The 13,414-nt window shown below is 66.3% G+C and carries 13 protein-coding genes, 1 tRNA gene and 1 riboswitch; of the genes, 8 read left to right on the top strand and 6 right to left on the bottom strand.

The annotated features are described in order from the left end of the window. Nucleotides 1-93: 93 nt before the first annotated feature. From QN315_RS12325 to QN315_RS12315, 3 genes are all read right to left on the bottom strand, one after another. Nucleotides 94-170: transfer RNA gene (locus tag QN315_RS12325), tRNA-Arg, on the bottom strand. 185 nt (nucleotides 171-355) lie between these two features. After that, entirely contained in the window at nucleotides 356-826 is a 471-nt protein-coding gene (locus QN315_RS12320; RefSeq protein WP_323989561.1) for a PaaI family thioesterase, read from the bottom strand. 229 nt (nucleotides 827-1,055) lie between these two features. Then, nucleotides 1,056-2,522: a sodium:solute symporter gene (locus QN315_RS12315; RefSeq protein WP_323989560.1), complete on the bottom strand. Its 1,467-nt coding sequence runs from the start codon at nucleotides 2,520-2,522 to the stop codon at nucleotides 1,056-1,058. Nucleotides 2,523-2,617: 95 nt separating this feature from the next. Here QN315_RS12315 and QN315_RS12310 point away from each other — a divergent pair, with 95 nt between their 5' ends. From QN315_RS12310 to QN315_RS12285, 6 genes are all read left to right on the top strand, one after another. Continuing rightward, a complete protein-coding gene (locus QN315_RS12310; RefSeq protein ID WP_176638751.1) occupies nucleotides 2,618-2,824 on the top strand; it encodes an entericidin A/B family lipoprotein in 207 nt (68 codons plus the stop codon). Between the two features lie 103 nt (nucleotides 2,825-2,927). Further along, nucleotides 2,928-3,096: riboswitch (FMN riboswitch) on the top strand. Between the two features lie 112 nt (nucleotides 3,097-3,208). Continuing rightward, nucleotides 3,209-4,300 carry a bifunctional diaminohydroxyphosphoribosylaminopyrimidine deaminase/5-amino-6-(5-phosphoribosylamino)uracil reductase RibD gene (gene ribD, locus QN315_RS12305; protein WP_408904513.1) on the top strand — a complete coding sequence of 364 codons (1,092 nt, stop codon included), beginning with the start codon at nucleotides 3,209-3,211 and terminating at the stop codon, nucleotides 4,298-4,300. Next, nucleotides 4,282-4,902: a riboflavin synthase gene (locus QN315_RS12300; RefSeq protein WP_323989559.1), complete on the top strand. Its 621-nt coding sequence runs from the start codon at nucleotides 4,282-4,284 to the stop codon at nucleotides 4,900-4,902. Before ribD ends, QN315_RS12300 begins: the two co-directional genes overlap by 19 nt. Beyond that, nucleotides 4,899-6,146: a 3,4-dihydroxy-2-butanone-4-phosphate synthase gene (gene ribB / locus QN315_RS12295; protein ID WP_323993457.1), complete on the top strand. Its 1,248-nt coding sequence runs from the start codon at nucleotides 4,899-4,901 to the stop codon at nucleotides 6,144-6,146. Before QN315_RS12300 ends, ribB begins: the two co-directional genes overlap by 4 nt. Nucleotides 6,147-6,234: 88 nt before the next feature. After that, nucleotides 6,235-6,717 (top strand): 6,7-dimethyl-8-ribityllumazine synthase, encoded by a 483-nt coding sequence (gene ribH, locus QN315_RS12290; protein WP_176641283.1) that lies wholly within the window; start codon nucleotides 6,235-6,237, stop codon nucleotides 6,715-6,717. A 252-nt stretch (nucleotides 6,718-6,969) separates the two neighbouring features. Beyond that, on the top strand, nucleotides 6,970-9,564 hold the full coding sequence (locus QN315_RS12285; protein ID WP_323989558.1) for an MMPL family transporter: 2,595 nt from the start codon (nucleotides 6,970-6,972) through the stop codon (nucleotides 9,562-9,564). 70 nt (nucleotides 9,565-9,634) lie between these two features. Here the strand turns inward: QN315_RS12285 and QN315_RS12280 are convergent, their stop codons facing one another. After that, nucleotides 9,635-10,717, bottom strand: a complete 1,083-nt coding sequence (locus QN315_RS12280; protein ID WP_323989557.1) for a hypothetical protein — start codon at nucleotides 10,715-10,717, stop codon at nucleotides 9,635-9,637. Nucleotides 10,718-10,726: 9 nt separating this feature from the next. Further along, nucleotides 10,727-10,948, bottom strand: coding sequence for a hypothetical protein (locus QN315_RS12275; RefSeq protein WP_323989556.1), 222 nt, complete (start codon nucleotides 10,946-10,948; stop codon nucleotides 10,727-10,729). A 553-nt stretch (nucleotides 10,949-11,501) separates the two neighbouring features. On the opposite strand from QN315_RS12275, the gene QN315_RS12270 reads away from it, so the two are divergent. Continuing rightward, nucleotides 11,502-11,753: an addiction module antitoxin gene (locus tag QN315_RS12270; RefSeq protein ID WP_323989555.1), complete on the top strand. Its 252-nt coding sequence runs from the start codon at nucleotides 11,502-11,504 to the stop codon at nucleotides 11,751-11,753. Continuing rightward, complete coding sequence (locus QN315_RS12265) at nucleotides 11,750-12,064, top strand: type II toxin-antitoxin system RelE/ParE family toxin (protein WP_323989554.1); 315 nt, start codon at nucleotides 11,750-11,752, stop codon at nucleotides 12,062-12,064. The genes QN315_RS12270 and QN315_RS12265 overlap by 4 nt, the downstream gene beginning before the upstream one ends. 29 nt (nucleotides 12,065-12,093) lie before the next feature. Here the strand turns inward: QN315_RS12265 and QN315_RS12260 are convergent, their stop codons facing one another. Next, complete coding sequence (locus QN315_RS12260) at nucleotides 12,094-12,564, bottom strand: hypothetical protein (RefSeq protein WP_323989553.1); 471 nt, start codon at nucleotides 12,562-12,564, stop codon at nucleotides 12,094-12,096. Nucleotides 12,565-13,414: the final 850 nt, after the last annotated feature.

The raw sequence follows: 13,414 nt of genomic DNA, 5'->3' as shown, positions 1-13,414 counted from the left end.
GCAGGGAGACCGGCCTTGACGATACCGCCATACAGACCAAGTGGGCCAGCTCCGTCGCACGGAGAAGCCGATTCAGATCGTTTGTAAGGAAGGTGGCGCACCCGAAAGGACTCGAACCTCTAACCCCCAGATTCGTAGTCTGGTGCTCTATCCAATTGAGCTACGGGTGCAGCGTGGGGCGGTGTTTAGCCGAGAGGGTCGGAGACGACAACCCCCTTTGTCCATTTTTTTACATTCCTGTTTCAGGCCCAGGTGCGCGGGGGCCACCACCGGGGAAAGGCGACTGAAGAAGGGCGGCATCCGCCCTTGCCCGGCTTCTGCGCCGGGTGTCGGATCCGGACAGTTCGATTGATAATCAGGGGATAATTTTGCTCTGCGTCGCGGGCATGTGGCCCAGGAGCGCACGCAGGGCGGCACCGGTATCCTGGCTGTCGCCGTCCTGAGGCGCTGTGCGATGATAGATTGCGCTGCTGCGCGCCACGGGCGTGCCCTCGACCGTGGCCAGTCCCTGGGCGAAGACCAGGCTGCGCGTAATGCGCAGCGTTTCGGCCCGCAACTCGACCCATGCGCCATGCATGGCCGGGGCCATGAAATCCAGCGTCAGAGAGACGGTCGGCAGGAACGCCGCCCGCAGATCCTCGCGGAACAGGGCGGCAAGCAGGAGATAGACGTCGCAGACGCTGGCCAGCTTGCCGCCGTGGCACATCCCGGCCCGGTTGCAGCAAAGCGTCGTGACGCGGAACCCGCCCACCAGTTCGCCCGCTTCGAGCCCGATCATGAAGCCGCCGCTGGCGGCGTCGAAGCCGCCCGGGAACGCGTCAGGCATGAAAATGAAGCCGGCGGGGGCCGGCAAAATGTCCCGGGCCGGATCGAAATGAAAGGTCACGGCCGGACGGCCCGTTTCGGCGGCCCGGCGGGCCGGCTGGCATTTGCAGCGCAGGTTCCTGGCACGCAAGCCTCCCGACGCGATTGTTTTCACGTGACGTGCACCGTCCCGTTACGCGCAGGCCGGCCTGCCGGATGCCGCAAGACTGCGTGACCATGTGCCGGATGCCTCAGGCGCAGGAGCGTCCCGGCATCAGGCGGGACATCGTGCCGATTGCCAGCATGGTTGCCACGCCGATCGGCACCAGCCAGGGAAAGGCGATGGCATGGCCGCCGGGATGCATGAGAATCAGCACCGCCATGATGACCAGCGTGCCGAGAAACGCCGCGAGCGCGTCACGTGGCCGCGCACCGGGGACCAGCATCCCGAACAAGAATGCCCCCAGAAGCGCCCCGTAGGAATAACCGGCAATGGAAAGACCGAAAATCACCACCGACTGGCTGGTGGATGAGAAGCAGGAGGCCGCGACGACCAGCAGCATCGCCCATGCCGCAGTGATGGCCCGCGACAATGCAACCACGCTCGGTCCCTGCGTCATGCTGGACGGCAGCAGGTCGGAGAGCGTCGAACCCGTCATGGCGTTCAGGGCCGAGGACAGCGATCCCATCGTGGCGCCGACGATGCCTGCGACCAGCAGGCCAGCCAGCATGGGCGGCACGTCATGGGCGATGAAGGCCGGGAACAGGCCGTCGGGCGATGCCAGGCCGAGTGCGGCCGGCGTCGCGCCCGCCCGGCGGATCCAGAGCAGAACCCCGATAGCGGACAGCACGCCGAACAGCAGGGTGACGACGACGGCGCTGCCGACCATGGCCAGGCGCGCCGCGCGCAGCGAACGGGCAGCAAGCACCCGCTGGACCATCAACTGATCCGCGCCGTGCGAGGCCATGGAGAGGATCGCGCCTCCTACAAGGGCCGTCAGCGGGGCGTAGGGGGCGGACAGGATCGCACTGCCATGGGTGAACAGGGCAAATCGTCCGGCCTGCCAGGCCGCGTGCAACGGAGCGGCATCCAAGGTCCCTCCTGCGCTGCGCGGCAGCAGGATCGCGACGCAGAATGCGGCGCCCAGGGCATAGACACCGAACTGGATGCTGTCTGACCAGACCACGGCCCGCAGGCCGCCGATGGATGTATAAAGGGCGGTCAGGAGAGTCAGCCCAAGCAGCACCGGCAACTGCCCCGCCGGCAGGTGGGCTGCCGCCAGCAGCGCGCAGATCGGCAGGGTGGAGGCGAAGAGCCGCACACCTTCGGCCAGCAGCCGGGTCAGCAGGAAGGCGCCGGCCGCGAGACGCTGCATGGTCCGGCCGAAACGCTGACCCAGATATTGATACGCGCTGGTCATGCCCTGGCGCATGTAGAGCGGCAGCAGGATCCAGGCCACGACAGCGCGACCGATGATGTATCCGGCGCCGAGCCCGACAAAAACCATGCCATGGCCGTAGGCGACGCCCGGCACGCTGATCACGGTCAGGGTCGATGTCTCGGTCGCCACGATCGACAGGCAGATTGCCCAGGTCGGCATATCGTGACGGCCGACAAGGTAATCTGCGGCGGCGTGACGGCCGCGCGACAGGAACAGTGACACCGCGACCAGAATGGCCAAATATGCGGCAATGACGGCAGGTTCGGTCGGGCTCATGGCGGGCAGATACGGGCTCCTGCCCGAGGCGGATGGGGAACGCCGGACAGTTTCAGAGTTTTTCCCGGAGATAACAACCAGTGAAGGAGATATTCATGTTCCAGGCCCGTTTTGGGGTATTGCCGCTGTTCCGGACCGTCTTTCTGACCGCCGCGCTGCTTGGTGTCTCGGCCGGGCTGTCGGCATGCAACACCATTCGTGGCGCCGGCCAGGATGTCAGTTCGGTCGGCCATGATGTCTCACGCGGGGCGCGGGTCACGCAGAATGCCATCACCCGGGCGACGTCCGCGTCGCCGAACTGAGGCGGGTGGGGATGCAGAATGCAAGAGCGACGCGTCCGCTCTTGCATTTTCGCCGGTTCTTTCCCAATAATAAATTCGTTCCGGTCGTGATGGCCGGTTGAATTGACGTTCTCGGGGCGGGGTGAAAGTCCCCACCGGCGGTATTTGCGCCTGGTCCTTGGACCGGTTCGCATCAGCCCGCGAGCGCCCGTCAGGCCGTTGGCCGGACGGGGACAGCAGATCCGGTGAGATTCCGGAGCCGACGGTTACAGTCCGGATGATAGAGAACGCTGCCTGTGCGGCCGTGCCATGTCCTGGCGCGGCGACATGGGCGTGTGCGCCCCGGGTCCGTCCGGATGGATGGGACCGTTTGTCGTGGTTATGCGTTCGACAGGCTCGGGGACGATGGAGGCGGCTGACGATCCGGTCGGGTCGTCGCGCGTATTCCCCTCCCCTCCCGGATTGGCGCGTATCGACCTGGCGTTCCGCGCGGCGCTGGACGAGGCCGTGCGCCATATGGGCGCGACGGCGCCCAACCCCCCCGTCGGCTGCGCCATCCTGGATGCCGACGGGACGATCCTGACCGTTGCCGCCCATCATCGCGCGGGTGCCGCGCACGCCGAGGCCCTGGCCCTGCGCCAATGTGCCGATCAGGGGCTGATGGACCGCGCGGCGATCGCGGTCGTGACGCTGGAACCCTGCAACCATACCGGCCGTACCGGCCCTTGTTCCGAAGCCATCCTGGCATCGCCGATCCGCACCGTCTGGATCGGCGCGGCGGATCCCAATCCCCGGGTCGCGGGCGGTGGGGGCGAGAGGCTGCGCGCGGCCGGGTGTGCCGTGCACGGGCTGGCCGGGCGGGATGATCCGGCGGGCCTGGCGCTGGCGGCGGACTGCCGCGCGCTGATTGCGCCCTTCGTCCATTGGTCGCGCACCGGCCGTGCGTGGCTGACGGTCAAACAGGCGCTGGATGCGCAAGGGTCGATGATCCCGCCGGCGGGGCGGACGACGTTTACCTCGGACGCGGCGCTGACGCTGGCGCATCGGCTGCGGCGGGCGACCGATGCGGTGGTGACGGGCAGCGGCACGGTGCTGGCGGACCGGCCGGGGCTGGATGTGCGCCGGGTGGCGGACCATGCGGGGCGGGCGGCGCGGGTGCTGGCGGTGTGCGACCGGCGCGGGCGGGTGCCGGAGGATTGGCGCGCGGCGGCGGCGGGGCGGGGGTTCGAGATCGTGACCTGCGACGACATCGCGCGGCTGCCGGAGATGCTGGGGGCGGCGGGGGTGTTGTGGGCGCTGGTCGAGGCGGGGCCGACGCTGCTGGCGGCGGTGCGGGCCGAGGGGGTCTGGGACGACTGGCTGACCATCCGGGCCGGGGCGGAAAGTGGGGAAAAGTTGTGTTTTGCGACGCGGCGCGGGGAGGAGACGCCGTTGCGGCTGCTGCTCGGGCCGGCGCGCGATCGTTTCGTGGAGGAAACATGTTTTCCGGCATCATAGAGTATCTGGGCACGGTCACGGCGGCGCGCCGGGGGGAGCGGGCGCTGCATGCCGCGATCGCCACGGGGATCGGCGACCTGTCGCTGGGCGAGAGCATCGCCGTCAACGGCGTCTGCCTGACGGTGACCGCGTTCGACGATGCGGGGAACGCGTCCTTCTTCATCAGTGCCGAGACGCTGGACCGGACCAGCCTGGGCCAGTTGCACGAGGGCGGCCGGGTCAACCTGGAGCGGGCCGTCACCCCGGCCACCCGGCTGTCGGGCCATATCGTGCAGGGCCATGTGGACGGCACCGGCCGGCTGCTGTCGGTCGAGATGGCGGGCGAGGCGCGGCGCGTGGTGTTCGCCGTGCCGTGGGCGCTGCGCCGCTATCTGGTCGAGAAAGGGTCGATCACGCTGGACGGGATCAGCCTGACGGTGAACGAGATCGGGGCGGCCGGCGCGGACGAGGCGGGGCCGGACGGGTTTCCGGTCGCGCTGATGATCATTCCCCATACCTGGACCCATACCAACCTGGGCACGCTTGCCCCCGGCGACGCGGTGAATATCGAGGTCGACGTGATCGCGAAATATGTGGAGAGCCTATGTCAATACCGGTCATGACCCCCGCGCTGTCGGCCGCCGTGGCGGCGATCCGGGCAGGCGGCATGGTGATCCTGGTCGATGACGAGGATCGCGAGAACGAAGGCGACCTGGTGATGGCCGCCGACTTGGTCACCCCGGCGGCCATCAATTTCATGGTCACGCACGGGCGCGGGCTGGTCTGCCTGCCGCTGGAGGCCGAGCGCATCGCGCAGCTTGGCCTGAAGATGATGACGGAGGTGAATTCCAGCCCGCGCGAGACCGCCTTTACCGTGTCGATCGAGGCGCGCGACGGGGTGGAGACCGGGATTTCCGCCGCCGACCGCGCGCGGACCATCCAGGCGGCGGTGGCGCATGGCGCGACGCCGGCGGACCTGGTGTCGCCGGGCCATATCTTTCCGCTGCGCGCGGTGCCGGGGGGGGTGCTGGCCCGGCCCGGCCATACCGAGGCGTCGATCGAACTGGCGCGGCTGGCCGGGCGGGCGCCGGCCGCGGTGATCTGCGAGATCATGAACGAGGACGGGACGATGGCGCGGATGGCCGACCTGCGGCCCTATGCCGCGCGGCACGGGCTGCCGATCCTGTCGATCGCCGAGCTGGTGGACTGGGTCGCGCGCCAGGGGGCGCAGCCCGCCGACCCCCTAGGGCGAATCGAGAAGGTCGCCGAGGCGGCGCTGCCCAGCAGCTATGGCGGCGAGGACCTGGTGATCCATGCCTTTCGCGCGCCGGACGGGACCGAGCATGTGGCGCTGGTGAAGGGCGACCCGGGCCGGGCGGGCGTGGTGCCGCTGGTGCGGCTGCATTCGGAATGCGTGACCGGCGACGCGCTGGGGTCGCTGCGCTGCGATTGCGGGGCGCAGTTGCAGGAGGCGCTGGCGCGGATCGGCGCGGCGGAGGCCGGGGTGCTACTGTATCTGCGCGGACATGAGGGGCGGGGGATCGGGCTGGCGAACAAGATCCGCGCCTATGCGCTGCAGGACCGGGGGCTGGATACGGTGGACGCCAATCATCGGCTGGGATTCGAGACCGATGCCCGGGACTGGACCGCGGCGGGGGCGATCCTGCGCGCGCTGGGCGTGCGCACGCTGGATTTGATGACCAACAACCCGGCCAAGGTGGTGGCGGTGGAACGCCATGGCTTTGCCGTGCGCAACCGGGTGGCGGTGGCCATTCCGCCCAACCCGTTCAACCGGGCCTATCTGGACGCCAAGCGGACCCGGATGGGGCACCAGCTTTGCGCCGCCGTGAGCGAGGCCGCCGAATAGGGCGCGCCCCGCATATTTTCCCCGTACATATCTTCCTCGCATGTCCCGACATGCGTGCCCTGAGACGAGAGAGGCCGAAGACCGGACCATGAGCACCAATCGACCGACCACGACCCCCGACCTGACCTTTGCGACGATGCCGCGCCTGGCGATCGTGGTCAGCCGTTTCAACGAGACGGTGACCCACGGGCTGCGCGACGGGGCGCTGGAGTGGCTGCGCGAGCATGACATCACCGTGGCGGACGAGGACGTGCTGTATGCGCCCGGCGCCTATGAGCTGCCGCTGCTGGCGCAGACGCTGGCGCGCACCGGGCGCTATGAGGGCGTGATCTGCCTGGGCTGCGTCATCAAGGGCGATACGGCGCATTTCGAGTTCATCAGCCTGGGGGCGGCGGTGGGGCTGATGCAGGCCTCGCTGGCCACCGAGGTGCCGGTCGCGTTCGGGGTGCTGACCACCTATACCGACGCGCAGGCGGTGGAGCGCTCGCGCACGGACGAGCACAACAAGGGGCGCGAGGCGGCGGCGGCCTGTGTCGAGAGCCTGGCGCTGATCCGGCGGATCAGGGGCTGAGCGCAGCACGCGGTGTCTTTTTCCGGGGCTTCGCCCCGGACCCCACCAAAGGCGGTGCCTTTGGAAACCATTTGTTTGTCAATGGATTGGGAGCGTGGGGGACGGGAGGGAAAGATGCGCCTTGCATCCCGGGCGCATCCGGGGTCAAACGATGCCCCACCGTGCGGCGGCGTGAGGGCCGCGCCGGCCGTGCCGTCCATTTGCCAGTCGCCAGTGTTCCGGGGCTGAAGTTCAGGGGCTGAATTACCCGTCATGCTGTCCTTGCCGATCGGCCGCCTGGTGGCGGCCTGTTCCCGCCGTGCCATTCTGGTCCTGCTGCTGTTCGCGGTGCTGGTGGGTGGGGCGCTGGCCGTCAGCATGCGGCGCCTGGATGTGACGACCGACACCAGCACCATGTTCTCGGCCAAGCTGCCGTGGAAGACGCGGTCGGACACGCTGGCGCGGCTGTTTCCGCAGCAGCAGGACCAACTGGTGGCGGTGATCGATGCCGACCTGCCCGAAGAGGCGCAGGAGACGGCGCGCGCGCTGGCCGCGCAGTTGCGGCAGGACGGCGCGCATTTCCTGTCGGTCAACGTGCCGCAGCAGAATCCGTACCTGGTCGATCATGGGCTGCTGTTCCTGGACCCGAAGAACCTGCAGACGGTGCTGGATTCGACCGTGACGGCGCAGCCTTTCCTGGGGGGGCTGGCGGCCGATCCGTCGGGGCGCGGGCTGTTCGACGCGCTGTCGCTGATCGCGCTGGGGGTGGCGCAGGGCCAGGCGGACCTGAAGGGTTTCCGGCCGGCGCTGGAGGCGTTCGCCGCCACGCTGGAGCAGGCGGCCGGCGGCCAGGCCCAGCCGCTGTCCTGGGAGCGGATGCTGTCGGGCAGCCTGGCCGACCTGGGCGGGCAATATGTATTCGTCGTGACCCAGCCGCGGCTGGATTACGGGTCGTTCCAGCCGGGCGGCGCGGCCACCGAGGCCATGCAGCGGGCGATCGCCGGGCTGGAATTCGTGCGGTCGGGCCATGCGCGGGTGCATCTGACCGGCGACGTGCAGATCAATGACGAGGAATTCGCCACCGTGGCCCAGGGGATGGTCGCGGGGCTGGTCGGGTCGCTGCTGCTGGTGACGCTGTGGCTGTTCCTGGCGGTGCGGACCTGGCGGATCATCGTGCCGATCGTGATTACGCTGGTGTCGGGCCTGATGCTGACGACGGGGTTCGCGGCGCTGGCGGTGGGCACGCTGAACCTGATTTCGGTGGCGTTCGCGATCCTGTTCGTGGGGATCGCGGTGGATTTCGCGATCCAGTTTTCGGTGCGGTTCCGCGCGCAGCGCCTGCCGGACGGGTCGGTGCCGCCGGTCCAGTCGGCGCTGGAGCAGACGGGGGTGGAGACCGGGCACCAGATCCTGGTGGCCGCCATGGCGACGATGGCGGGGTTCCTGGCCTTTACGCCCACGGCCTTCGTCGGGGTGGCGCAACTGGGGCTGATTGCCGGGTTCGGCATGGTGATCGCCTTCCTCTGCACCGTGACCCTGCTGCCGGCGCTGCTGCGGCTGTTCCGGCCGGCGCCGACGCATCGGGCGACGGGCTTTGCCTTCGCGCGGCCGATGGACCGGGCGCTGCGCGCGCGGCGGGTGCCGGTGCTGAGCGTCTTCGTCTTCCTGGCGGTGCTGGGGGCGGCGCTGAGTCCGATGCTGTCGTTCGATGCCGACCCGCTGCATACCAAGAACCCGCATTCGGAGGGGATGCTGACGCTGAAGCTGCTGATGCGCGACCCGCAATCCTCGCCCTATGACGCGCAGGTGCTGGTGGGGAGCCTGGCGCAGGCCCAGGCGCTGGCGGCGCGGCTGTCGCGGCTGCCTCTGGTGGACGACGCGATGTGGCTGGGGTCCCTGGTGCCGGAGGACCAGACGGCCAAGCTGGCGATGATCCAGGATGCGGCGTCGATCCTGCTGCCGACGCTGGTGGTGCCGAACCCCGCCCCGGCGCCGGATGCCGCAGCACTGCGCCGGTCGGCGGCCAAGGCGGCGCACGCCCTGGGCGGGGTGCTGGACAAGCTGCCGGCGGACGATCCGCTGCGGCGGATCCAGGCGGCGCTGGCGCGGCTGGCGCAGGCGCCGGACGGGCAGATCATGGCCGCCGACCGCGCGCTGGTGCGGTTTCTGCCCGGGCAGTTGGACCTGCTGCGCCGGATGCTGTTGGCGCAGAAGGTGGGGATCGGCGATATTCCGCCGTCGATCCGGCAGGATTACCTGCTGCCGGACGGGCGGGCGCTGGTGTCGGTCCATCCGCGCGCGGGGATGGACAGCGACGCGGCGCTGCGCCGCTATGTCGCGCAGATCCGCAGCGTGGCGCCGGATGCGGGCGGCAATGCCATCGACATCGTCGAGAGTGCGACGACCATGGTCCATGCCTTCGTGTTCGCCGCCCTGTCGGCGATCGTGATGATCGCGGCGATCCTGCTGGTGGCGTTGCGCCGGCTGCTGGACATGGCGCTGGTGCTGGCGCCGCTGCTGCTGTCGGCGCTGATGACGGTCGTGGTGGTCGTGCTGCTGCCGGAGCAGTTGAATTTCGCGAACATCATCGCGCTGCCGCTGCTGTTGGGGGTGGGGGTGTCGTTCAACATCTATTTCGTGATGAACTGGCGCGCGGGGGTGCGGTCGCCGCTGTCGAGCCCCACGGCGCGGGCGGTGCTGTTCTCGGCGCTGACCACCGGGACGGCGTTCGGGTCGCTGGCGGCATCGCACCATCCGGGGACGGCGAGCATGGGGCGGCTGCTGCTGCTGTCGCTGGCCTGCACGCTGCTGGCGACGCTGGTGTTCGTGCCGGCGCTGCTGCCGAAGCGGGTGATCGACGAGAGGTAGGGGGAGAGTGTGAAGAAGCCGCGTGCGGCCTGCGTTGTGATTCTTCCTTATTCCCGCTTCGGCATCGTTGTCATGGATGGCCGGACAGTTCATGCGGCATGTTCACTTCACCCACGGGGCCGCCTGGTGGCGCGTCACGCGGCTTGAACCCGACGGTCAAATTCGCCGGATCATAGAGGATGGAGAAGGCGAAATAGGGACATAGTCCGGCGAATACACGATTGATCGGCAAATCCCATCGGACGAATTTCAGTGCCGAAGCATGGGCGCGCCGGCCGATCGTCAGGGTCTCGCGCGCCTGGACGGTATGATCGGCCTGGCCAAAGGTCAGGGCCGCGCGCGTGCCGGCCGGCCATATTTCTTCGTCGCGGCCGGAAAAGACCGCCGTCACGCCCGGCGCGCCGGTACCAGCCAACACACCGCCGCAAATCGAGCTGTGCGTATCGAGATTTTCGAGACATCCCGGCACGATGTCGGAGGCCGGCCTCCGCACGTTGCCAAACTGTGGAAGCATCGGGATTTTCACAAATCCCGCTATTTCGTCATCAGTCGGATTCAGGATCAGCCACCCCGTCCTGGGGATGCCATCAAGGGGCAGGTCGATGATCCAGCGCCTGACCCCTATCGCCAGAAGCGGGTTGGGAACGGTGCCCTGCGATGTGCGAAGTCCGAGGATCGCCCTGAAGCCTTCGTGGGGCAGGCCGTCTCCTTCAATCTCATAGTCATCCGCATCAACGCGTGACGCAGGACATTTGGGATTGTCCTTGTCGCATCTGACATGCGTAATCATCTGAACCGGGATGGCACCGGCTATCGCGTTCCCGGCGTCGCCGAAACCGACACGTCCGTGGCCAATGACACCGTCGAACACGGTTCCCGAACCGAAACCATAGGTTTCCGTCTTTTCGGACATAAGCACACCTTGCGGATCGACGGTGCGCGGTAAAATTCTCAGGCCGGTCGAACCTGTGTCGAGCGCAGCATCGAACCTGGCGCCACCGAAGGAGAGCGTGATGCTATATCGGCGCGCGCCATCGCTCAGGACCGTTTCTTGGATCGGCACGACGATGCGGGGCGATTCAGCCGCATGCGATGGTTCCGGCGCCGCCATTCGAAGCAGGAACAGGCCCACAAATATCGACGTTCTGCGCATCGCTTAGTTTCAAACCAATGTCTTAAAAACCAGAGCCGGCACAACGGCTTCACAGCCACAGCAGCATGGCCGATCAGCTAAAAACCAGGCCAGGAAAATTGAAACCATGTCGTCGAACTTCACAGGTTTGTGTTCAAAATCGAGATCGTTGTAATGACCCAGCCGGACAGAGAACTTTGCCTGACGAGCGCAGCAGGGTTTCGAAGGAATCACGGACATCGGCGTCGTCATCGACCACGCGGATCAGGAGCGAAGGATCAAAATCATTCATAAAATCGTCCCTCGTCTTCGCCATGCCTCTCGTTGCTGCGCCGGGCGCGCAGCAACGCCTTCACCTTGTCGAGCAATTGTCGAGGATCGACTGGTTCTATTTTAACGGCCTGCTGATTCCCGCACAGATCGTTGTCGGGTTGATCCCGGTATCCGATGCTAAGGACGATCGCGGCCGGGCGCGATTGGTATTTCCACCGCCTTTGGGCGGAACATATGAGCGTGTCTCTGACCGCGCCTCGGAGTAAAGGAATAGCCTGGGGGGCACCCCGACTGCTCACGAGACTTCACCCATTTCTTCGGAATCGGTGGAGTAAGTTCATGGCTGAAAGCGATTATCCGCGGTCGATGTCCGTCGCCGGCAAGAGCAGGCGACGGGAGAGCGTACCGTCCTTCGCTGGTTCAAGCGCAATAAGGACGCCCTCGACACAGCAAGTGCCCGATGCCGGGTTGTCTTGTCCACAAAATTCCTCTAAATGTGGACAGACGCAGGAGGCAGCAGATGAGCAAATCTATGACCCTGAACGTGCGTGTCAGCGGAACTCTCGGCGATTTCGTCGCGGCGAATATTGGTAACGACGGTGCATACGAGAACGTCAGCGAGTATGTCCGGGACTTGATCCGCCGTGACATGGAGCGTGCCGACCGCGAGGCGTTCGACCGGCTCAAGGCAGAGCTGACACAAGCCTTTGCCGCTCCGGAGAGCAGCTACCGGTCACTTGATGCCGACACCGTGATCCGACGGAATGCCCGGCGCGGGGAATGACCGATTTCCGAGTCCAGGACCAGGCCGGGCATCGACTTGATGAGATTTACGCCTACACGCGCGAGCGCTGGGGGGATGCGCAGGCTGAGGCCTATATTCGCGGTCTGTTCGATCGCTTCAGAGCGATAGCTGGCCGCCAATTCCCGTGGCGGCCCATTCCGGCGGCGTTTGGCGTGCATGGTTACGTGTGCCGCCATGAGCATCACTTCATCTATTGGCGGGAATTGAGTGATGGCGCGGTTGGTATTGTTACCGTCTTGCACGAGCGTATGCACCAGATGAATCGATTCCGCGAGGATTTCTCGGGTTGACCAAGCGTGGCGCCGGATGCATTGCCCTATCAATGCTTCGGCGCGCCGTGGAGCCAATAGAGCAACAGCAGCATCAAGATCCCTGCGACGATGAACAGGGCGGTGCTGTGCCGATACCAGAGCGTGGTGAGCGTGAATGCAACGGGATGGTCAATCGCGCGGCTGAGTTCGTCGCGACATGATGCATGCCGCCGTCGTAGGGTGAGATTGGCGAGGAGCAGCTCATCCACGCGAGCCTGCTGTTCGTCCATGAATGCATCGATCGCGAGAACGGTGAGATTCGCCGGCATAGCGCGCCACGGCGTCAACTGGCGCGCGCGCATAGGGCGCGCCACACCGGCCGCGAAGTCGCTGTCAGCGAAGTCGAATACGATGCCGAACTGCTGATAGAGCCGGTTGCGGCGGATTTTGTTGTCCCCATTCGCTTGATGCGCGAACAGGGTGATCGGGTTGACGTCGGCATCAGGCCATTGACACGCCCAGGACACGATCTGATTCATCAGAAACGAGCCGATGCGGTTGCCTCTGAGGTCATCCAGTTCGAGGTTGACCGCGCCGCGGAGCGCATTGTGGGAAGGCGGCCGTGATCGCCAGGTCGGGCGACAAAGCAGGCTCGGAACTCATGGGTGCGGTGTGGCCGCCCACGAGCGGCGTTGCGGATGGGCCGATATGAAACGGTCAGCTCGACCTTCAAGATGGTGTTGTCGGATCCACGGGTCACCGCGTCCGCGTGTCGAATCAGGAGATGCGCAATCGGCGGAGCTTCTGGTGTGAGCCGGGGCCGGACCGCCAGCACATAGGCATGCGATTGGCCGCCCGTCGCCGTGGTGTCCGGCACCAGTGAACGCTCCGGCGCGCGCATTCCTCAGATGGCCCGCGCCACGAGCCGGCCGGTCGTCTGCTTGTCAGTCATGGTTCGCACGGCGTTAGCCCACCTGTTTGTCGGTCGTATCGTTGCCTCGGGTGATCGCGCCATCCCGTCATAACCAACATGCCATTCTGACGCCTTTTCACGATATCGCGGGTCGTCTTTCGGCACCCCCGTCTTGTGGTCGAATTCCGCCTGTTGTTTACCTCTAGTGTCCTGCCCGAGAAATTCTTATGAGAATTTCTCGGACCAGCAGGCCACTAAAATATTGATTCTAGTGTCCTTTCGATTCTGAAATTCGCTTGCGAATTTCGGAATCAGGACACTAGAGTCGTATCCGTTCACACTGGTTCACGGATACGGCTCTAGATCATTGTTTTGGCGAGCATCTTTATCCGATCAGATGATTCCATCTGATCGGATGATGCTCTAGCTCGAAGCCAAGCGGCATATGCCGCTGCGTCTTCAACCGGCGCCGGGCC

This window comes from Nguyenibacter sp. L1 (genome assembly GCF_035199985.1).
Classification (GTDB): Bacteria; Pseudomonadota; Alphaproteobacteria; order Acetobacterales; family Acetobacteraceae; genus Gluconacetobacter; species Gluconacetobacter vanlangensis.
The sequence above is the reverse complement of the archived record's forward strand: the minus strand, read 5'-3'. Positions and strand labels throughout refer to the sequence as shown.